Here is a 17634-nt window from a genome sequence, read left to right as displayed (position 1 = left end):
CCGTTCACGACGGCCACCGAAGAAAGGCACCGCATGGCCACCATCCCCGCGCACGGCGCCGAGTCCGCCTACGACTACGTCATCGTCGGCGGCGGCACCGCCGGCTGTGTGCTCGCCGCCCGGCTGAGCGAGGACCCCGACTGCCGTGTCTGCGTCATCGAGGGCGGCCCCAGCGATGTCGGCGACGAGCGCATCCTGCGCCTGCGCAACTGGATCAACCTGCTCGGCTCGGAGTTCGACTACGGCTACACCACCGTCGAGCAGCCGCGCGGCAACTCGCACATCCTGCACTCCCGGGCCCGGGTGCTCGGCGGCTGCTCCTCGCACAACACCCTGATCAGCTTCCTGCCGCTGCCGCAGGACCTCGACGACTGGGTGCGCCACGGCTGCTCCGGCTGGGACCCGGCGACGATCCTGCCCTACCGCGACCGGCTGCTCACCCGGATCGTGCCCGTGGCCGAGGCGGACCGCAATCCCATCGCCAAGGACTTCGTCACCGCCGCGTCCCGCGCCCTCGGCGTCCCCGTCGTCGAGGACTTCAACGCCGAACCCTTCCCCGACGGCGCCGGGTTCTTCTCACTGGCCTACCAGCCGGAAGGCAACCTGCGCCAGTCCGCGTCCGTCGCCTACCTCCACCCGGTGCTCGACCGGCCCAACCTCACCCTGAAGCTGGAGACCTGGGCCCACCGGGTGATTCCCGACGCGTCGGGCCGGCTGACCCGGGTCGCCGTCCGGGGCGCCGACGGCGAACCCGCCACCGTGCGTGCCGAGCGCGAACTCCTGCTGTGCGCGGGCGCCATCGACACCCCGCGCCTGCTGCTGCTCTCCGGCATCGGCCCGGCCGACGACCTGCGCGCCCTGGGCATCGAGGTCCGGGCCGACCTGCCCGGTGTCGGGGAGAACCTGCTTGACCACCCCGAGTCGGTGATCGTCTGGGAGACCGCGGGACCGCTGCCGCCCAACTCCGCGATGGACTCCGACGCCGGTCTGTTCCTGCGCCGCGACAAGAGCCAGCCGCGCCCAGACCTGATGTTCCACTTCTACCAGGTGCCGTTCACCGTCAACACCGAACGCCTGGGCTACCCCGTACCGCGGCACGGGGTGTGCATGACGCCGAACGTGCCACGGGCCCGCTCCACCGGCCGCATGTGGCTGCGCAGCAACAACCCCGCCGAGCACCCCGCCCTGGACTTCCGGTACTTCACCGACCCCGAGGGACATGACGAGCGCACCATCGTGGACGGACTGAAGGTGGCGCGCGAGGTCGCCGCGACCGACCCGCTGCGCGACTGGCTCGTCCGCGAGGTCGCCCCCGGCCCGGACGTCGTCTCCGACGCCGATCTGTCGGAGTACGGCCGCCGCGTGGCCCACACCGTGTACCACCCGGCCGGCACGTGCCGGATGGGCGCCGCGGACGACCCCTTGGCCGTCTGCGACCCCGAGCTGAAACTGCGCGGCTTCGAAGGGGCGCGGATCGTCGACGCGTCGGTGTTCCCGACCATGCCCACCATCAACCCGATGGTGACCGTGCTGCTCGCCGCCGAACGGGCCGCCGATCTGATCACCGAGGGACGGGGGGCGCAGCGGTGACCGGTACGCAGCCTCCCGCACCGGCGTCCGGCGCCCCCTCCGGGGAGCCGGGATCCGAGTTCCGCAAGGACATGGGACCCTGGGCCAACTTCGCCCTCGGGTTCACCTACCTCTCCCCGGTGGTGGGCACCTACACCCTCTTCGGCATCGCGATCGCCGACGGCGGACCGCCGATGATCTGGGCGTTCCTGGTGGCCGGCTGCGGCCAGTTCCTCGTCGCGCTGATCTTCGGCGAGATCGTCGCCCAGTACCCGATCGCGGGCGGTGTCTACCCCTGGGCCCGGCGGCTGTGGGGCAAGCGCTGGGCGTGGATGACCGGCTGGGTGTACATGTGGGCGCTGCTGGTGACCATCACCTCCGTCGCCTACGGCGCAGGCCCCTACATCGCCATCCTCTTCGGCTTCAGAGCCACCGTGCACACCACCGTGCTGTGCACCGCCGTGCTGATCGTCGTCGCCATCCTCATCAACTACATGGGCACCAAGGCACTGTCGGCGGCGGCGCTCATCGGTTTCGCCGGCGAGCTCATCGGCGCCCTCGTCGTCGGCGTATACCTGCTGGCCACCCACCGTCACCACGGCCTCGGCGTCATCTTCGACACCTACGGCGTCGAGGGAGACGGCTCCTACCTGCCGGCGTTCCTGGCGGCCGGCATCATCGGTCTCTACCAGTACTACGGCTTCGAGGCGTGCGGCGACACCGCCGAGGAGGTCGCCCACCCGGGCCGGGTCATCCCCCGCGCGATGCGCCGCACCATCTACATCGGCGGCTCGGCGGCCACGTTCACCTGCATGTCGCTGCTGCTGTCGGTCACGGACTTCGACGCGATCATCTCCGGCGAGCAGACCGACCCGGTGGTGGACGTGCTGTACGACGCCATGGGCGAGACCGGGGCGCGGATGGTGATGGCCGTGGTGCTGATCTCCTTCCTGTCCTGCACGATCAGCCTCCAGGCCGCGGCCGGGCGGCTCATCTACTCCTACGCCCGTGACGAGATGATCGTCGGGCACCGGCTGCTGCGGCGGTTCGTCCACGCCCGTGCGGTGCCGAGCTGGGCGCTGTTCGTGTCCGCGGCGGTGCCGCTGCTCATCGCCTTCGCCTCACTGCTCTCCGAGGACGCCCTCACCAACATCGTCTCGTTCGCGATCCTCGGCATCTACGGCTCGTTCCAGATGGTGGTCCTCGCCGCACTGCGCGCCCGGCTCAAGGGCTGGCGGCCGGCAGGGGAGTTCACCCTGGGCCGCTGGGGACTCACGGTGAACATCGCGGCGCTGGTCTACGGCATCCTCGCCATCATCAACATCTGCTGGGCCCGCTCTCCGGAGAAGTCCTGGTGGGAGAACTGGATCGTCCTGCTGTGCGGCGGCGTGGTGCTGGGGACGGGTCTGCTCTACATGTTCACCACGCACCACTACGGCCGCGGCGACGCCCCCGCGGGCGACGCGGTGCCGCAGAAGGCCGCTTCGACGGCCGGGGGGCCTCGTCCCGGAGCCCCGGGGGAGTGGGACGAGAAGGGGTGACGGGCCTGGCCCGGGCTCCTCACCCCCCCCGTCAACGCCGGGACAGCACCCTGCGCGTGGCGCGGGCGAGCCGGTGGGCCGGCCGTCGGGAGAGCGGTGCCGGACCCGAACGCTCCCGCCACCACTGCCGCAGCTCCTGCCGTGCCCGTGCTTCCCCCGGGCGCCCGTCGGCCAGCAGGTACTCGGCGAAGCTGAGGGCGTCGCGCCGGTATCCGGCGGTCATCGGGTGGGTCTGGGCGTAACCGAGGAACGCCGCGCGGTACCCGTCCCCGAGGATCACCGGCAACTCGGGAGCGACCTTCGCCACGACGTCCGCCCGCTTCGCGGCGAGCGCCCGGGCCTGGACCCCTAGCCGGACCCGGTCGAACCCCTCGGGCACCGGCGTCCCCGCGACCAGCGCCGACAGCAGCGCGGCCTGCGCCAGCCCGAGCCGCTGCCGGGCGGCGCCGTCCCCCTTCGGTGGGGGCGGGCCGGAGGCGCCCCGTGTCGCCCCGGCCGCCCCGGTCTCGTGCCCCGCCCCAGCCGCGCCCGCGGCCGAGCGGAGTTCCGTCTTCACGCGTTCGACCGCCCCTGCCTCCAGCGCCCGGCGGATCGCGGTCAACTCGCCCTCCAGCTCCGCCGGTTGCGGGAAGTTCTCGTCCCGTTCCAGCAGGACACCCGGCGGGCTGACGCGGGAGGCGAGGTCCGTCAGGATGTCCAGGACCGGCGGGGGCACGGGGTGGGCGTGGCTGTCGTGCCAGACACCGTCGCGTTCGAAGCCGCCGGCGACATGGACGTAGGCGATGGCCTCCAGGGGCAGCTCGGCGAGGGCCTTGGACGGATCCTCGCCGCGGTTGACGTGGTTGGTGTGCAGATTGGCCACGTCGATGAGCAGGCGGACGCCCGTACGGTCGGCGAGCTCGTAGAGGAACTGGCCCTCCGTCATCTCCTCGCCCGGCCAGCAGACCAGCGCGGCGATGTTCTCCACGGCCAGCGGCACCGGAAGCGAGTCCTGCGCGATGCGCACGTTCTCGCACAGCACGTCCAGGGCGTCCCGGGTCCGCGGGAGGGGCAGCAGATGGCCCGCCTCCAGGTGCGGGGAGGCGGTCAGCGGCCCACCCGCCCGTACGAACGCGATGTGCTCGGTGACCAGCGGGGAGCCCAGCGCCTCGGCGCGCTCGGCCAGCGCGGTCAGCCGTCCGGCGTCGGGCCGGTCCGCGCCGCCGAGGCCGAGCGAGACGCCGTGCGGCACCACGGTGACACCGCGCTCGCGCAGCCGCCGCAGGGAGTCGGGCAGGTGCCCGGGGCAGACGTTCTCGGCCACCGCTTCGACCCAGTCGATCCCCGGCATCCGCTCCACGGCGTCCGCGATCTCCGGTCGCCATCCGATGCCCGTCCCCAGTCGCTCCATCGTCCCCTCCTCCGCCCGGCCCGTTCCTCGAACGTGAGGGGGGTATGGCCCAGCCGCTCGCCGCCCAACCGCGCACGGCCCGCCTTCAGAGCTACATTTGAGGTTCGGGGATCCGGCGCGCCGGCCCCACCGACGGAGGCGCAAGGGTCGCGTTCCGCCCCGACACGGCGTACACCGGACCTATGCCCGAAGGCAGCGAGCAGCCCCACCGCCCCGCGCGGAGCCGGGAGGCGAAGGCGACGGCGAGCGCTGTCCACCGGTTGCGGATCGGGGCCGGGGCCCTGCTCCTGGCCTGCGGTACGGCCTACTTCCTGCTGCCCCTGGAGGGACTGGGGGCCGACCGCGCCTGGCTGGGCTGGCCGCTGTTCGTGCTGTGCCTGGCGCTCGTCGCCGCGCTGCTGCTGCGCCATGTGCGCGACGTCGTACTGGAGAAACCGCAGGCCCGGTCGGGCATCATGATCACCCTGCTGATGTGCCTGGCCGTGCTGGTCTTCTCGTCCGGCTACTACGCCCTGGCGCAGCAGCCGGGGCAGTTCACCGGCCTGCACACCCGCGTCGACGCGCTCTACTTCACCGTCGTCACGCTCGCGACCGTCGGCTACGGCGACATCACCCCGCGCGGGCAGGAGGCCCGCCTGGTGACCGTCGTCCAGATCGTCTACACGTTCGTCTTCCTCACGGCGGCGGCCACCGCGCTGTCACGGCGGATGCACACGGTGGTCGCGGAGCGCGAACGGCGCCCGCCGCCGTCCTGACCGGGGCTCTACAGCGGGCGGGAGGAGCGGTAGTTGAACAAGGACCAGAGGACGAACAGACCGGTCACGATCATGATGATCGACCAGAAGGGCTGGTACGGCAGCCACAGGAAGTTCGCGATGAGGGCCAGGCCGACCACGACCGCGCTCACCACCCGGGCCCAGGTGGCCCCGGCGAACAGCCCGAGTCCGGCCGCCACCACGAGCACACCGACGATCACGTGGATCCAGCCCCACGCGGTCAGGTCGAACTCGAAGGAGTACTGGCCGAAGCTCGTGTACACCTCGTCGCCGGCGATCGCCGCGATGCCCTGGAGCACCGCGAAGAGGCCGTAGACGACCATCAGGATGCCGCCGAGAGCGAGACCCCCGGCCGCCCACGGGTCGCCGGAGCCGTCCGGACCGGAGCCGCCGGGCGTCCGGTCGTCGGGGGCGGGCGGGGCGGGGGGAGGGGGCGCGGCGCTGGACATGGCTGCCTCCAGGGTGTTGGTGGTAACCCCACTGGAGCACTCGTCCGGGACCGGCGCGCCTGCGGCTGCTCCGAACGAGTGGACGCCGCGCGGCCGGCCCGTACGGTCAGCGGCGCAGCGCCGGGTGGTCGGCGACCACCGTGCACGAGCCGGGCGCGATCTCCGTGAAGCCCGCGTCGCGGACCAACGGCAGCCCGAGGCCGGTCAGTTCGGACCAGCGGTCCGCGCCGGCCGTCCGTACGGCGAGCGGGAAGCCCGCGTCGCGCCACGCGGTCCGCTCCTCGTCGGACAGCTCCCACCAGGCCAGTTGGGCGGCGTGGCCCGCCTGCGCCATCGCCTTGCCGGCCGACATGCCGAGGTCCGGGTTGAGCCACAGCACCGGGACCGAGAGGTCCGCGTCGGCCGGTGGCTCCGGGTCGTCCAGGTCGGTGCCGGAGACCTGGAGCCGGGCCAGGTCCTTGGGCCAGCCGTCCAGCGGGACGGGCGGGAAGACCCGCACCTCGGCCGCCTTGCCGGTGACCGTGATGCCGGGCAGCGCCTCGGCCCGCCGCCACTCCGCGCCGCGCGCCCGCCGCACCACCTTGCGGATCCTGGCGTCCTGCCAGTCCCGCATCGCCTCCGCCCACTCGCCCTCGCCGGCCGACCGCTCGTCGGCCAGGATCGTCAGCACGGCCCGTGCGGCCGTCTCCAGCGCGTCGGTGCGGGCCGGCGGGGCCGTCCGCTCGATCCGTACGACCAGCGGCAGCACGAACTGCGGTGCCTCGTCACGCGCCGAGCGCTCGGACCGGAAGGGACTGCCGCCTTCGCTCTCGGGCGTCGGATTCTCGCTCACGCATCCCAGTGTGCCAGCCGCAAGATCGCGCAGGACGACCAGATGCCACCCGACCTGTGCCCGTGCACCGCACGCCGCCGCCACGGACTGCGGGGCCCCTGGGCGCTGCGCGGCGCCGGCCTCCCGCAGATCATCCGGAACAGGCCGTGCGCTGCGCCTCCTGCCACTCGCAGACGGGGCAGAGCGTGATGCCCTTGTACGACTCGGGGTACTCCGTCGGCTCCCGGCACAGCACGCACTCGGCGTACGGCGGCCCCTCCGCCCGGGGCGGCCTGGTCGCGTCGATCAGGCAGTAGTCGTCCTCGCTCATACGTCCAGCGTAGGTCCCCGGGGGCGGGGATTCAGAGGTCCCGCTGCTCCAGCGGTTTGGTCGCCGGGCCCTGGATCACCTTGCCGTCCGTGTCGAAGCGGGAGCCGTGGCAGGGGCACTCCCAGGCACGCTCGGCGGCGTTGAAGTCGACCAGGCAGCCCAGGTGGGTGCAGCGGGCGGAGACGGCGTGCAGCCCGCCGTCCTCGTCCCGGTACACCGCCAGGCGGTGTCCGTCCGCGCGGACCACGGCACCCTCGCCGGGCGGCAGGGACTCCACCGGCGGCGCGGGCCGCAGCCGGTCCCCCACGAAGTGCCCGGCGACCTTGGCCTGCGTCTTGAGGAACGTCGGCGCCTCACGGAGCTGGGGCTTGACCCGGCGCGGGTCGTACAGCGCGCTCCACTCGCACTCCTCGCCCAGGATCTGCGCGCTCAGCAGCCGGCCCGCCATGATGCCCCCGGTCATGCCCCAGCCGCCGAAGCCGGTGGCCACGTACGTGTGCCGGGCGCCCGGGTGCAGGGGGCCGACCATCGGCACCGTGTCGGTGGGCTCGGTGTCCTGGGTCGCCCAGCGGTGGGTGAGCTCCAGGTCCGGGAAGTGGCCGGTGGCCCAGGCGGTGAGGCGTTCGAAGCGTGCCCGCGCGTCGCTCGTGCCGGGTGTGAAGTGCTCACCGGTGACGATGAGCAGCCGCCGGCCGTCCCCGTGGGGCGCGGTGCGTACCGAGCGGGTGTCCTCGTCGGGTGTGATGAACATGCCGTCCGGGTCCTGGTCCGCGGGGATCGTCCCGGCGACGACCAGCTCGCGGCGCGTGGACAGGCGGGCGAACAGCAGGGCCCGGTCGAAGATCGGATAGTGCGTCGCGACGACGACGTCCCGGGCCCTGACCGTCGCCCCGGTCGCGGTGGACAGCCTGCACGGTTCGCCCTCGTCCAGGCCGAGGACGGTGGTGTCCTCGAAGATCCGCCCGCCGTGTTCGACGAGGTCGGCGGCGAGTGCCAGCAGGTACTTGCGCGGGTGGAACTGGGCCTGCCCGGTGACCTCGACGGCACCGGCCACGGGGAAGGGCAGCCCGGTCTCCGTCACGAACGAGGCGGGCAGCCCGGCCTCGGCCGCGGCCTCCGCCTCGGCCCGCAGTTCGGCCACCCGGCCCTGCTCGCGCGCGTAGGTGTAGGCGCTCCTCGTCTCCCACTCGCAGTCGACGCCCAGCTCCTCGGCGATCCGGGCCGCGTGCCCGATCGCCTCCGACTGGGAACGCGCGTACAGCCGGGCGCCCTCGGGGCCGCGCGTGCGCCGCAGTTTGTCGTAGACGAGCGTGTGCAGGGCGGTGACCTTGGCGGTGGTGTGTCCGGTGACGCCGGCCGCGACCCGTCCGGCCTCCAGTACGGCCACGCTCCGCCCGGCCCGCGTCAGCTCCCACGCCGTGCTCAGCCCGGCGATCCCGGCGCCGATCACCGCCACGTCGACGTCCAGGTCCCCGGTGAGCGCCGGATGGCGGCCGTCCGGTGTCGTCTCGAGCCAGTACGAGCTGCTGACCTGCTGCTTCTCGCTCATGCGGCGCCGAGTACCCCGGTCCGCCGGCTTCAGTGTCGGGCGCTTCGCTTTACAGCGGGAGTGCACCGGATTAACGTACAACCAAATGGTTGTAGATGAGTCGAGTGACGAGACGGTCGACCGGCTGTTCCACGCCCTGGCCGACGCCACGCGCCGGGACATAGTGCGCCGCTGTGTGCGCGCGGAGCTGTCGGTGTCCCGGCTGGCCGAGGCCTACCCGATGAGCTTCGCCGCGGTGCAGAAGCACGTGGCGGTGCTGGAGCGGGCGGGGCTCGTCACCAAGCAGCGCAGCGGACGGGAGCAGCTCGTGCGCACCGACCCCGACGCGGTGGGCCGCGCACACCGGGCCCTGGACGCACTCGCATCGGCGTGGCGCGGGCGGGTGGACCGGATGGCCCGGCTGCTCGCCGAGGACCCCGGACGCGAAGAGAACGACCCGACGGAAGGATCCGAGCGATGAGTGTCACCAGTGTCGACAAGGACCTCGACACCCTCACCCTCACCCTGATCGCCGACTTCGACGCCCCGGTCGAGCGGGTGTGGCGGCTGTGGGCCGACCCCCGGCAACTGGAGCGCTGGTGGGGCCCGCCGACCTACCCGGCGACCGTGGAGGAGCACGACCTCAGCCCCGGCGGAGAGGTCACCTACTTCATGACCGGCCCCGAGGGCGACCGGCACCGCGGCTGGTGGCGCGTCACCTCCGTCAGCGAGCCGACGGCCCTGGAGTTCACCGACGGCTTCGCCGACGACGACGGCAAACCCAAGGACGACATGCCGACCATGTCCGTGACGGTGCGGCTCAGCGAGCACGGCGGCGGCACCCGGATGGAGATGCGCTCCCTGTTCGACTCCCGGGAGCAGATGGAGCAGATGGCCGCCATGGGCATGGAGGAGGGTCTGAAGGAGGCGGTCGGCCAGATCGACGCCCTGCTCGCCGCCTGAACCCGTCGGGTCAGGGCTGCTCCAGCAGCCGCCTGCGGCACTCGGCCACGTCGAAGTCCGCCTCCGGATACCGCGGGTCCAGCTCCTCGAAGTGCTCCAGGAGCAGGGTGCTGACCGCCCAGTTGCGGTACCACTTGTGGTCCGCCGGGATCAGGTACCAGGGCGCGTTCGGGGTGCCGCAGCGCTCCAGGGCGATCCCGTACGCCTCCTGGAACGCGGGCCACAGGGCACGGTCGTCGATGTCGGAAGCGGCGAACTTCCAGCGCTTCTCCGGCTTGTCGAGGCGCTTGAGCAGCCGGCGGCGCTGCTCCTCGTAGGAGAGGTGCAGGAAGCACTTGACCAGGGTCACGCCGTCGTCGGTGAGGGACCGCTCGAAGCGTTTGATCTGCTCGTAGCGCCGGGCGATCTCGGGCGCGGGCGCGAGGTCCCGGACGCGGGCGACCAGCACGTCCTCGTAGTGCGAGCGGTCGAAGATGCCGAGTTCGCCGGGGATCGGGAGTGCCCGCTCCACGCGCCACAGGAACGGGTGCGCGCGCTCCTCGTCCGTGGGTGCCGTGAACGCGGTGATCCGGCAGCCGGACGGGTTGAGAAGGCCGATGACGTGCTTGACCGTGCCGCCCTTGCCGCTGGTGTCCATGCCCTGCAGAACCAGCAGCACACGGCGCCGGTCGCCCCCGGTGCTCGCCGCCCACAGCCGTTCCTGGAGGACGGCCAGCCGCTCACCGATCCGGCCCGTGGCCGCCTTGCCCGCCGCCTTGCCGTGCGGCCCGCCCGGAGTGGCGGCGGCGTCGTACCGGCTCAGGTCGACCGGCAGGCCCGGGGGCAGGCGCAGCCGCTCCCGCAACGAGGTGCTGTCCTTGTGTGTCACCGGGCCCCCTTCGCGGTCTGGTGCCTCGATGGTCCGGCGGGGCGCCGGGTTTCGCACCCGGCGCCCCCGTCGGGAGCGTGATGGCCCGCTATCGGCGCCAGGGGCCCGTCACCGCGAACGTGGTGCCGGGGGTGTAGCAGTTGACGTACATCGTGTCGCCGTCCGGGGAGAAGGTCACCCCGGCGAACTCGCCCCACTCGGGCTCCTGCGCGGTGCCGATGTTCTGCCGGTTGCGGGCCATCGCGTAGACCTCGCCGCGCCGGGTGACACCGAAGACGTGCTGGGCGCCGTTGCCGTCCTCGCAGACCATGAGGCCGCCGCTGGGGGCCAGACAGATGTTGTCCGGCGACTCGCCCGGCAGCTGCACATCGGTGTCCGGGCCGAAGACGACCACCAGGGTGAGCCGGCGGCGCTCCGGGTCGTAGCGCCAGACCTGCCCGAAGTGGTCGGCGGCCGAACCGTCGGACCGGCGCGCGAAGGACGACACGAAGTACACCGAACGGCCGCCCCAGTAGCAGCCCTCCAGCTTCTGCGCGTGCGTGATGCCCCCGCGGCCGAAGTCCTGGAACCGGATCGGCGTCTGCGCGGCCTGCGGGTCCGGCACGTCCACCCACTCGATGTGGTCGAACGCGGCGCCGACCTCCTGGACGGAGGACAGGTCCGGCACGCCGGGCACGCGCATGGCCTGCAGCCGGCCGCCCGCGCGCAGCGAACCCGTGCCGCCCAGCGGCCTGTTCGGCAGGAAGCGGTAGAAGAGGCCGAAGGGCTTCTCGAAGGCGTCCTCGGTCTCGTACACCACGCCCCGCCGGGGGTCGACGGCGATCGCCTCGTGCGCGAAGCGGCCCATCGCGGTCAGCGGCACGGCCCCGGTGCGGTGCGGATCGGCCGGGTCGACCTCGAAGATGAAGCCGTGGTCCTTGGTGTAGCCGTTGGTGCCGGCCCGGTCCTCGGTCTCCTCGCAGGTCAGCCAGGTGTCCCAAGGGGTGGGCCCGCCCGCGCAGTTCACGGCGGTGCCGGCGATCGCGACGCGCTCCGACTGCACCCTGTTGCGGGAGTCGAGCGTCAGCGCCGTACAGCCGCCCTTGCCGGCCGGGTCGTAGGTGAGGCCCTCGACGGTCGGCACCGGGACCTTGCCGTTCACGCGGTTCTCGTGGTTGCGGACCAGGTGGACCCGGCCGCCTCTGCCGCCGAAGGCGGACATGCCGTCGTGGTTGGAGGGGACCTTGCCCTCACCGGAGCGCAGTTCGTCGCCCTCACGGGAGAGGATCCGGTAGCGGAACCCCTCCGGCAGGTCGAGAACGCCCTTCGGGTCGGGGACGAGCGGGCCGTAGCCGGTGTGGCCGAGGCCCTGCGCCGCGGCGGTGCCGGCGAACAGTTCGGAGAGGGCACCGGAGAACGCGATCCCGACACCCAGGGCACCGGTGCCGGCGAGCATCTGGCGTCGGGTGGCGAAGCGACCGGATTCGGTCATGGGGAAACCTTCCTGCTGGCGGACAGGAACTGTGATCCCGCTGTGTCTATCACCTGGTGCGGGCCGCGGGAACCACGCGCGTAGCGCGCGTCACTGCTCGACCGCGCGCCGCAGCCGCTCGATGGCCTCCCCGGCCTGCTCCGTGAGGTCGACGGCGCGTTGCTCCGCGAGGTCGGTGGCGCGCTCCTCGATCTCCGCGCGGTCCGCGGGCTGGGCACGGTCCGCGGTCCCCGTCTGCGCGTCGGCCGCCTCTCGCGGCTGTCCCGCGCCCTCCGCCGCGGGCTGCGCGCCCCGCTCCAGGAACCGCAGCAGTTCCACGGGAATCGGCAGGACGAGCGTGGAGTTCTTCTCCGCCGCCACCGCCATGACGGTCTGCAGCAGCCGGAGCTGGAGTGCCGAGGGTGTGTCGGCCATCTGGTGGGCGGCCTGGGCCAGCTTCTTGGAGGCCTGGTACTCGGCGTCGGCGTTGATCAGCCGGGCCCGCCGCTCCCGGTCGGCCTCCGCCTGGCGGGCCATGGAGCGCTTCATGGTGTCCGGCAGGGAGACGTCCTTGATCTCCACGCGGTCGATCGTCACGCCCCACTCCACGGCAGGACTGTCGATCATCAGCTCCAGGCCCTGGTTCAGTTTCTCCCGGTTCGACAGCAGGTCGTCCAGCTCGCTCTTGCCGATGATCGAACGCAGCGAGGTCTGCGCCATCTGCGAGACGGCGAAGCGGTAGTCCTCGACGTTGACGACCGCGGCCGACGGATCCACGACCTTGAAGTACACGACGGCGTCGACCCGCACGGTCACGTTGTCCCGGGTGATGCCCTCCTGGGCAGGGATGGGCATGGTCACGATCTGCAGGTTGACCTTGCGCATCCGGTCCACCGCGGGGATCACGAGGTTGAACCCGGGCCGCCGCACGTCCCCGTGCAGGCGCCCGAGCCGGAAGACGACCCCGCGCTCGTACTGCTTGACCACCCGCGCCGCGGCGGCCATGTACACCAGCGCACCGGCCCCGACCGCGGCCGCCACGCCGACCAGCTCTTCGACCATGCCGACCTCCCGGTCCAGAGGTCCTTATGTGTCCACTTCTGTAACGATATGCCCGAACCGGGGCGTGGGGCCATGCCCCGTGATCGGGCCGGAACGGGGGCGGACGCACGTGGTCCGGGGCGCGCAGCCGGCGCGCCCCGGACCAGGCCGGGTGAGGGGTCCCGCCGGCTAGGCGAGGGTGACCTTCTCCGCCGGTGCCTCCTCGGGCTCGGTGACCTTCACCGGCTCCGTGCCCGTCGCGCTGTGGCGTGCGGCCCAGTTCTCCAGGGCCGTGCGGCAGGCGTGGTCGAGGTGGTGCAGCCCCGAGAGGTCCAGCTCGACCGGGCGGTCCTGCGGCAGGCTCTCCAGGCTGTCGAGGATCTTCGGCAGCCGCAGGAAGGTCGCGTTGCCGGACAGGTACGCCTGGATCGGGCCGGCGCCCTTGTCGATGATCTCGAGCTTGATGTGCGAGGCCTCCCAGGCGGTCTTGACGACCGACAGGGCCAGACCGATGAGCACACCCTCGAACATGTTCACCGCGACGATCGACACGGCGGTGACGATCAGGATGAGCGCCTCACCCTTGTGGGCCTGCCACAGCGCCGTGATCTGGCGGAACGGGATCAGCTTCCAGCCGGCGTGCACGAGGATGCCGGCGAGGGCGGGGATCGGGATCAGGGCCAGGGCCCACGGCATCGCGGCGGCGAACAGCAGCAGCCACACACCGTGCAGCACCCGGGACGCCTTGGTCTTGGCGCCCGCGCTGACGTTGGCGGAGCTGCGCACGATGACGGCGGTCATCGGCAGCGCGCCGAGCAGACCGCACAGGGTGTTGCCCGCGCCCTGGGCGATCATCTCCTTGTCGTACTCGGTGCGCGGACCGTTGTGCAGCCGGTCCACGGCGGCGGCGCTGAACAGGCTCTCCGCGGAGGCGATCAGCGCGAAGGCGATGATGGTGCCCCAGATGGCCGGGTTCCCCAGCTCACCGAAGGCCTCGGCCCCGGGCGGCTGGACGACGCCCAGCAGACCCTCCACCTGGACGGTGGCGACCGGCAGGCCGAAGGAGAGCGTGGCGGCCGTGGCCAGGACGACCGCCGCCAGGGCGCCGGGCACGGTCCGGACCGCCTTCGGCATCTTCTTCCAGAACACGATGACGGCGATGGTGCCCGCGCCGATCGCGAGGGAGGCCATGGCCTCGGTGCTGCCGAGCGCGTCGGCGAACATCCCTGGCAGGCCGGCGATCTTGCCGAGTCCGGACTCCGGAGCCTTCAGACCTGCCGCCGCGTAGATCTGCCCGGCGATGATCACCAGGCCGATGCCGCAGAGCATGCCCTCGACTACGGAGACGGATATCGCCCGGAACCAGCGGCCGATCCGCAGGAAGCCCATGGCGAGCTGGAGCAGGCCGGCCAGCAGCACGATCACGCCGAGCGCGGCCACGCCGAACTGGCTGACGGCTTCGAAGACCAGCACGGTGAGTCCGGCGGCGGGTCCGGACACCTGGAGCCTGCTGCCGCGCATCATCCCGGTGACGAGCCCGCCCACGATGCCGGTGATCAGGCCCAGCTCCGCGGGAACGCCGGAGGCGACCGCCACGCCGACGCACAGCGGGACCGCGACCAGGAAGACGACGATCGAGGCGAGGAAGTCCTGCTTCAGGTGGGGGAACTTGGTCATGGTCGCCCTCACAGCTTCTCGAAGGAATCGGTGTCCGTGCGGTGTTCGCGCACGGTGCCGGTGTGCACTTCGTAGAACCAGGCGCGCAGCCGGAGCCGTCCGTCCGTCAGACGGCTCTCCACGCAGGGGTAGGAGCGCAGCCGCAACACCTGGGTCACGACGTGGTGCTGCACGGCCTCGGTGACCGTCTTGTCGGCCGGGTCCGCGCACTTGGGCTCCTCACAGGCGTGCGCGAGCCAGTCGCGCACGGCGGGTACGCCGGAGAGGTCGTCGCCGCGCACCACCGCGCCCACGGCGCCGCAGTGCGAGTGGCCGCAGACCACGATCTCCTTGACGCCGAGGACCTCCACGGCGTACTCGATCGTGGCCGCCTCGGAGGTGGGGTGCTCGATGGAGTGCGGGGGGACGACGTTGCCCGCGGTGCGCAGCTCGAAGAGCTCGCCGGGACGGGCGCCCGTGATCAGGGCCGGTACGACCCTGGAGTCGGAGCAGGTGATGAACAGGACGTCGGGGGACTGACCCTCGGCGAGGTGGGCGAACTCCTCAGGGCGCTGTCCGAAGATGCGGGCGTTGTCGATGAGGGGCTGCATGAGTGTGGTGACTCCTCCTGGCGCGCAGTGGGGGCGCGTCGGACGGGCATGGCAAGGGTGGGGGGAACTGCTCCGCCGTCAGCAGCGGAAGACCTGCAGTGCCGCCGGAGCGTGCGACGTCGAGGATCTCGACGTGTGGTCGTGCGCGGTGCCGGGTCTGACCGCCTCTGGCGCCGTCGGCCGGATGTGCCGTTGCAGCGGCCTCTCCGGGCCCGGGGGTGTGAGGTCCGCGGTGTGCGACCGGCCGCGGGTCCGCAGGGGACCGGTCGGGTCCCCGTGGTGTCCGGCGCGGCAGGTGGCCGTCTCGTCGCGCAGAGCCTTCCCCGGGGCTTTGGGTCCGGGGCGGGAGGACATGCCCGAGGGCTTCGTTCCGGGCTGAGCCTTGGCCTCGGATTGGTGCGTGTGCGCGGATGCGAAGGATGCCGTCGGTGCGAAGAACTGGAGGGCGAGCAGGACGGCGGCGAGGATCGAAACCACGGTCCGTGCCGTCGTACCTCGGTACATGCGCCTCCCTTCCGGTGCTTCGCACGTCTAGTGCGGACCAACACTTGGTCAACGGCCGGTCAAGAAACACGTTAACCCTGCAAAGTCGTTTGCAGGGTTAACTTAACGTTTCAAGCTGAAGAGAGCCTGAAAACCGCAGGTGGGCTGGCTGGAACAAGCCTTTTCTGTCGGGCAGTTGGCGCGGTGTCAGAAACCGGTCACCGCGGGTCGGTCAGCGTCCCCGCGTCGCGGGCCAGCGCGGTGAGCCGGGAGATGGCCCGGAAGTACTTCTTGCGGTAGCCGCCGTTCAGCATCTCGTCGCTGAACAACCGGTCGAACGGCAGGCCCGAGGCGAGCACCGGCACCTCGCGGTCGTAGAGCCGGTCCGCCAGGACGACCAGCCTGAGGGCCGTCGACTGGTCGGGAACCGGGTGCACACCGGTGAGGCACACGGCCTTGATCCCGTCGGTCAGAGCGCCGTACCGGCTGGGGTGGACGCGGGCCAGATGCTCCAGGAGGGGCGAGAACGCGTCGAGTGAGGCACCCTCGGTGGCGTGCGCCGCACGGGTCACCTGTTCGTCGGAGTACGGCGGCGGGGCCTCGGGCAGACCGCGGTGGCGGTAGTCCTCGCCGTCGATGCGCAGGGCGCGGAAGTGGGCCGACAGGCCCTGGATCTCCCGCAGGAAGTCGGCCGCCGCGAACCGGCCCTCGCCGAGCTTGCCGGGCAGCGTGTTGGAGGTGGCGGCCAGCGCCACCCCCGCGTCGACGAGCTTGCCGAGCAGGGTGGACACCAGCACGGTGTCGCCCGGGTCGTCGAGCTCGAACTCGTCGATGCACAGCAGGCGGTGGCCGGACAGGGTCTGGACCGTCTGCTGGAAGCCGAGGGCGCCGACCAGGTTGGTCAGCTCCACGAACGTGCCGAACGCCTTGAGCGCGGGCTCGGCCGGGGTGGCGTGCCACAGGGACGCCAGCAGGTGGGTCTTGCCGACGCCGTAGCCGCCGTCGAGGTAGACGCCGCGCGGGCCGGCCGGAGCCTTCTTCGGTGCCTTGCCGAAACCGAACAGCCGCCGCTTGCCGGAGCCCTGCGACCCTCCCGAGTCGAGGCCCGCCGCGAATCCCTCCAGGACCCGGACGGCCTCGGTCTGGCTGGGCTGGTTCGGGTCGGGGATGTACGTGCTGAAGCGGACGGAGTCGAACCGCGGCGGCGGCACCATGTCGGCGACCAGCCGGTCCGCGGGCACCCGCGGCTCACGGGCGCACAGCGACAGCGGGGCCGGGTCGGTTATGGGGCCGCTTCCGGAGGGGGCCAAGGGAGAAGACACGGTTCACCATGCTACGGCGCGTGGAACACTGCACGGCATGCGACGTCTGTTCCCTGTGACCGATGAAACAGCAGCTCCGGCGCCGGGCGGCGCGTCCGGCGAGGGCGCCGGGCGGGAGTGGAGCCTGGACGAGCTGGCCGCCGCCTACGCCTATCCCGAGCCGGGGCCCGCCGGGCCGGTTCCGTGGCTGCGCGCCAACATGGTGTCCACACTGGACGGGGCCGCGCAGCACGACGGCCGTTCGCAGCCCATCTCCAGCCCGGCCGACATGCGGATCTTCGGCACGCTGCGGGCGCTGGCCGACGTCGTGGTCGTCGGCGCGGAGACGGTCCGGCAGGAGGGCTACCGGCCCGCACGCGCGCGGGAGGACTTCGCGGCGATGCGTGAGGCGGCCGGCCAGGGGCCCGCACCCGCGATCGCGGTGGTCACCGCCAGTCTCGACCTGGACTTCTCGCTCCCGCTGTTCACCTCGCCCCTGGTCCCCACCCTGATCCTCACGGGCGCCGCGGCCGCCCCGGACCGCGTCGCGACCGCCGAGAAGGCGGGCGCCCGGGTGCTGACCGCCGGGGACGGCATCGGCGTGGACCCCGCCCGTGCCGTCCGCGCCCTGGCCGACCTCGGGCACACCCGGCTGCTCACCGAGGGCGGTCCGCGGCTGCTCGGGCAGCTGGTCGCGGCCGGTGTGCTGGACGAGCTGTGCCTGACCGTCTCCCCGATGCTCACGGCGGGCGACGCGCAGCGCATCGCCGGGGGGCCGGCGGTCACCGTCCCGCACCGCTTCGGGCTGGTGTCGATGCTGGAGGAGGACGGCTTCCTGTTCACCCGGTACGGGAGGGCCTGAGCGC

General features: G+C 72.2%; 17 protein-coding genes. 6 read left to right on the top strand and 11 right to left on the bottom strand.

The genetic code is table 11. The features are described from left to right. Positions 1 to 33 precede the first annotated feature (33 nt). Positions 34 to 1590 carry a GMC oxidoreductase gene (locus tag ACFZDI_RS30870; RefSeq protein WP_391254974.1) on the top strand — a complete coding sequence of 519 codons (1557 nt, stop codon included), beginning with the start codon at positions 34 to 36 and terminating at the stop codon, positions 1588 to 1590. After that, on the top strand, positions 1587 to 3110 hold the full coding sequence (locus ACFZDI_RS30865) for an amino acid permease (protein ID WP_391254972.1): 1524 nt from the start codon (positions 1587 to 1589) through the stop codon (positions 3108 to 3110). The genes ACFZDI_RS30870 and ACFZDI_RS30865 overlap by 4 nt, the downstream gene beginning before the upstream one ends. A 31-nt stretch (positions 3111 to 3141) precedes the next feature. Here the strand turns inward: ACFZDI_RS30865 and ACFZDI_RS30860 are convergent, their stop codons facing one another. After that, the gene (locus ACFZDI_RS30860) at positions 3142 to 4500 is read right to left on the bottom strand and encodes a DUF692 family multinuclear iron-containing protein (protein WP_391254969.1); all 1359 of its coding nucleotides are present in this window, start codon (positions 4498 to 4500) and stop codon (positions 3142 to 3144) included. 182 nt (positions 4501 to 4682) lie between these two features. On the opposite strand from ACFZDI_RS30860, the gene ACFZDI_RS30855 reads away from it, so the two are divergent. After that, positions 4683 to 5255: an ion channel gene (locus ACFZDI_RS30855; RefSeq protein ID WP_391254967.1), complete on the top strand. Its 573-nt coding sequence runs from the start codon at positions 4683 to 4685 to the stop codon at positions 5253 to 5255. Positions 5256 to 5263: 8 nt separating this feature from the next. Here the strand turns inward: ACFZDI_RS30855 and ACFZDI_RS30850 are convergent, their stop codons facing one another. The 4 genes from ACFZDI_RS30850 to ACFZDI_RS30835 form a co-directional block, all read right to left on the bottom strand. Next, positions 5264 to 5725, bottom strand: a complete 462-nt coding sequence (locus ACFZDI_RS30850) for a hypothetical protein (RefSeq protein ID WP_361109993.1) — start codon at positions 5723 to 5725, stop codon at positions 5264 to 5266. A 106-nt stretch (positions 5726 to 5831) separates the two neighbouring features. Further along, positions 5832 to 6557 carry a peptidyl-tRNA hydrolase gene (locus tag ACFZDI_RS30845; RefSeq protein ID WP_391254964.1) on the bottom strand — a complete coding sequence of 242 codons (726 nt, stop codon included), beginning with the start codon at positions 6555 to 6557 and terminating at the stop codon, positions 5832 to 5834. Positions 6558 to 6687: 130 nt separating this feature from the next. Further along, positions 6688 to 6867 (bottom strand): hypothetical protein, encoded by a 180-nt coding sequence (locus ACFZDI_RS30840; protein WP_086559173.1) that lies wholly within the window; start codon positions 6865 to 6867, stop codon positions 6688 to 6690. A 31-nt stretch (positions 6868 to 6898) separates the two neighbouring features. Further along, positions 6899 to 8416 carry an FAD-dependent oxidoreductase gene (locus ACFZDI_RS30835; RefSeq protein WP_391254961.1) on the bottom strand — a complete coding sequence of 506 codons (1518 nt, stop codon included), beginning with the start codon at positions 8414 to 8416 and terminating at the stop codon, positions 6899 to 6901. Positions 8417 to 8501: 85 nt separating this feature from the next. Between ACFZDI_RS30835 and ACFZDI_RS30830 the strand changes: the two genes are divergently transcribed. Then, positions 8502 to 8876 carry a helix-turn-helix transcriptional regulator gene (locus ACFZDI_RS30830; RefSeq protein WP_234846465.1) on the top strand — a complete coding sequence of 125 codons (375 nt, stop codon included), beginning with the start codon at positions 8502 to 8504 and terminating at the stop codon, positions 8874 to 8876. After that, a complete protein-coding gene (locus ACFZDI_RS30825; protein WP_391254958.1) occupies positions 8873 to 9358 on the top strand; it encodes an SRPBCC domain-containing protein in 486 nt (161 codons plus the stop codon). The genes ACFZDI_RS30830 and ACFZDI_RS30825 overlap by 4 nt, the downstream gene beginning before the upstream one ends. A 10-nt stretch (positions 9359 to 9368) precedes the next feature. On the opposite strand, the gene ACFZDI_RS30820 is transcribed toward ACFZDI_RS30825, so the two are convergent. The 6 genes from ACFZDI_RS30820 to zapE all read right to left on the bottom strand — a co-directional run bounded on the left by ACFZDI_RS30820 (position 9369) and on the right by zapE (position 16789). Then, the gene (locus ACFZDI_RS30820; RefSeq protein WP_234846463.1) at positions 9369 to 10226 is read right to left on the bottom strand and encodes a PPK2 family polyphosphate kinase; all 858 of its coding nucleotides are present in this window, start codon (positions 10224 to 10226) and stop codon (positions 9369 to 9371) included. Between the two features lie 88 nt (positions 10227 to 10314). Then, a complete protein-coding gene (locus ACFZDI_RS30815; protein ID WP_391254953.1) occupies positions 10315 to 11697 on the bottom strand; it encodes an alkaline phosphatase PhoX in 1383 nt (460 codons plus the stop codon). A 90-nt stretch (positions 11698 to 11787) separates the two neighbouring features. Then, the gene (locus ACFZDI_RS30810; protein ID WP_391254950.1) at positions 11788 to 12738 is read right to left on the bottom strand and encodes an SPFH domain-containing protein; all 951 of its coding nucleotides are present in this window, start codon (positions 12736 to 12738) and stop codon (positions 11788 to 11790) included. Between the two features lie 168 nt (positions 12739 to 12906). After that, a complete protein-coding gene (locus tag ACFZDI_RS30805) occupies positions 12907 to 14394 on the bottom strand; it encodes a SulP family inorganic anion transporter (RefSeq protein ID WP_391254947.1) in 1488 nt (495 codons plus the stop codon). An 8-nt stretch (positions 14395 to 14402) separates the two neighbouring features. After that, positions 14403 to 14984, bottom strand: a complete 582-nt coding sequence (locus ACFZDI_RS30800; protein ID WP_391254944.1) for a carbonic anhydrase — start codon at positions 14982 to 14984, stop codon at positions 14403 to 14405. A gap of 701 nt (positions 14985 to 15685) precedes the next feature. Then, a complete protein-coding gene (gene zapE, locus ACFZDI_RS30795; protein WP_391254941.1) occupies positions 15686 to 16789 on the bottom strand; it encodes a cell division protein ZapE in 1104 nt (367 codons plus the stop codon). Between the two features lie 37 nt (positions 16790 to 16826). Here zapE and ACFZDI_RS30790 point away from each other — a divergent pair, with 37 nt between their 5' ends. Further along, positions 16827 to 17630 carry a pyrimidine reductase family protein gene (locus ACFZDI_RS30790; protein WP_234846456.1) on the top strand — a complete coding sequence of 268 codons (804 nt, stop codon included), beginning with the start codon at positions 16827 to 16829 and terminating at the stop codon, positions 17628 to 17630. The last annotated feature ends 4 nt before the right edge of the window (positions 17631 to 17634 follow it).

It is taken from the genome of Streptomyces sp. NPDC007907 (genome assembly GCF_042959365.1).
In the GTDB taxonomy this organism is placed as follows: domain Bacteria; phylum Actinomycetota; class Actinomycetes; order Streptomycetales; family Streptomycetaceae; genus Streptomyces; species Streptomyces indiaensis.
This window is presented reverse-complemented; position numbering and strand designations above follow the sequence as displayed.

Excerpts from the sequence above, each read along its gene's own strand:
- ACFZDI_RS30870 (WP_391254974.1), top strand. The coding sequence starts at position 34 with ATGGCCACCATCCCCGCGCACGGCGCCGAGTCCGCCTACGACTACGTC.
- ACFZDI_RS30860 (WP_391254969.1), bottom strand. The coding sequence starts at position 4,500 with ATGGAGCGACTGGGGACGGGCATCGGATGGCGACCGGAGATCGCGGAC.
- ACFZDI_RS30855 (WP_391254967.1), top strand. The coding sequence starts at position 4,683 with ATGCCCGAAGGCAGCGAGCAGCCCCACCGCCCCGCGCGGAGCCGGGAG.
- ACFZDI_RS30850 (WP_361109993.1), bottom strand. The coding sequence starts at position 5,725 with ATGTCCAGCGCCGCGCCCCCTCCCCCCGCCCCGCCCGCCCCCGACGAC.
- ACFZDI_RS30840 (WP_086559173.1), bottom strand. The coding sequence starts at position 6,867 with ATGAGCGAGGACGACTACTGCCTGATCGACGCGACCAGGCCGCCCCGG.
- ACFZDI_RS30835 (WP_391254961.1), bottom strand. The coding sequence starts at position 8,416 with ATGAGCGAGAAGCAGCAGGTCAGCAGCTCGTACTGGCTCGAGACGACA.
- ACFZDI_RS30830 (WP_234846465.1), top strand. The coding sequence starts at position 8,502 with ATGGTTGTAGATGAGTCGAGTGACGAGACGGTCGACCGGCTGTTCCAC.
- ACFZDI_RS30825 (WP_391254958.1), top strand. The coding sequence starts at position 8,873 with ATGAGTGTCACCAGTGTCGACAAGGACCTCGACACCCTCACCCTCACC.
- ACFZDI_RS30815 (WP_391254953.1), bottom strand. The coding sequence starts at position 11,697 with ATGACCGAATCCGGTCGCTTCGCCACCCGACGCCAGATGCTCGCCGGC.
- ACFZDI_RS30810 (WP_391254950.1), bottom strand. The coding sequence starts at position 12,738 with ATGGTCGAAGAGCTGGTCGGCGTGGCGGCCGCGGTCGGGGCCGGTGCG.
- ACFZDI_RS30805 (WP_391254947.1), bottom strand. The coding sequence starts at position 14,394 with ATGACCAAGTTCCCCCACCTGAAGCAGGACTTCCTCGCCTCGATCGTC.
- ACFZDI_RS30800 (WP_391254944.1), bottom strand. The coding sequence starts at position 14,984 with ATGCAGCCCCTCATCGACAACGCCCGCATCTTCGGACAGCGCCCTGAG.
- ACFZDI_RS30790 (WP_234846456.1), top strand. The coding sequence starts at position 16,827 with ATGCGACGTCTGTTCCCTGTGACCGATGAAACAGCAGCTCCGGCGCCG.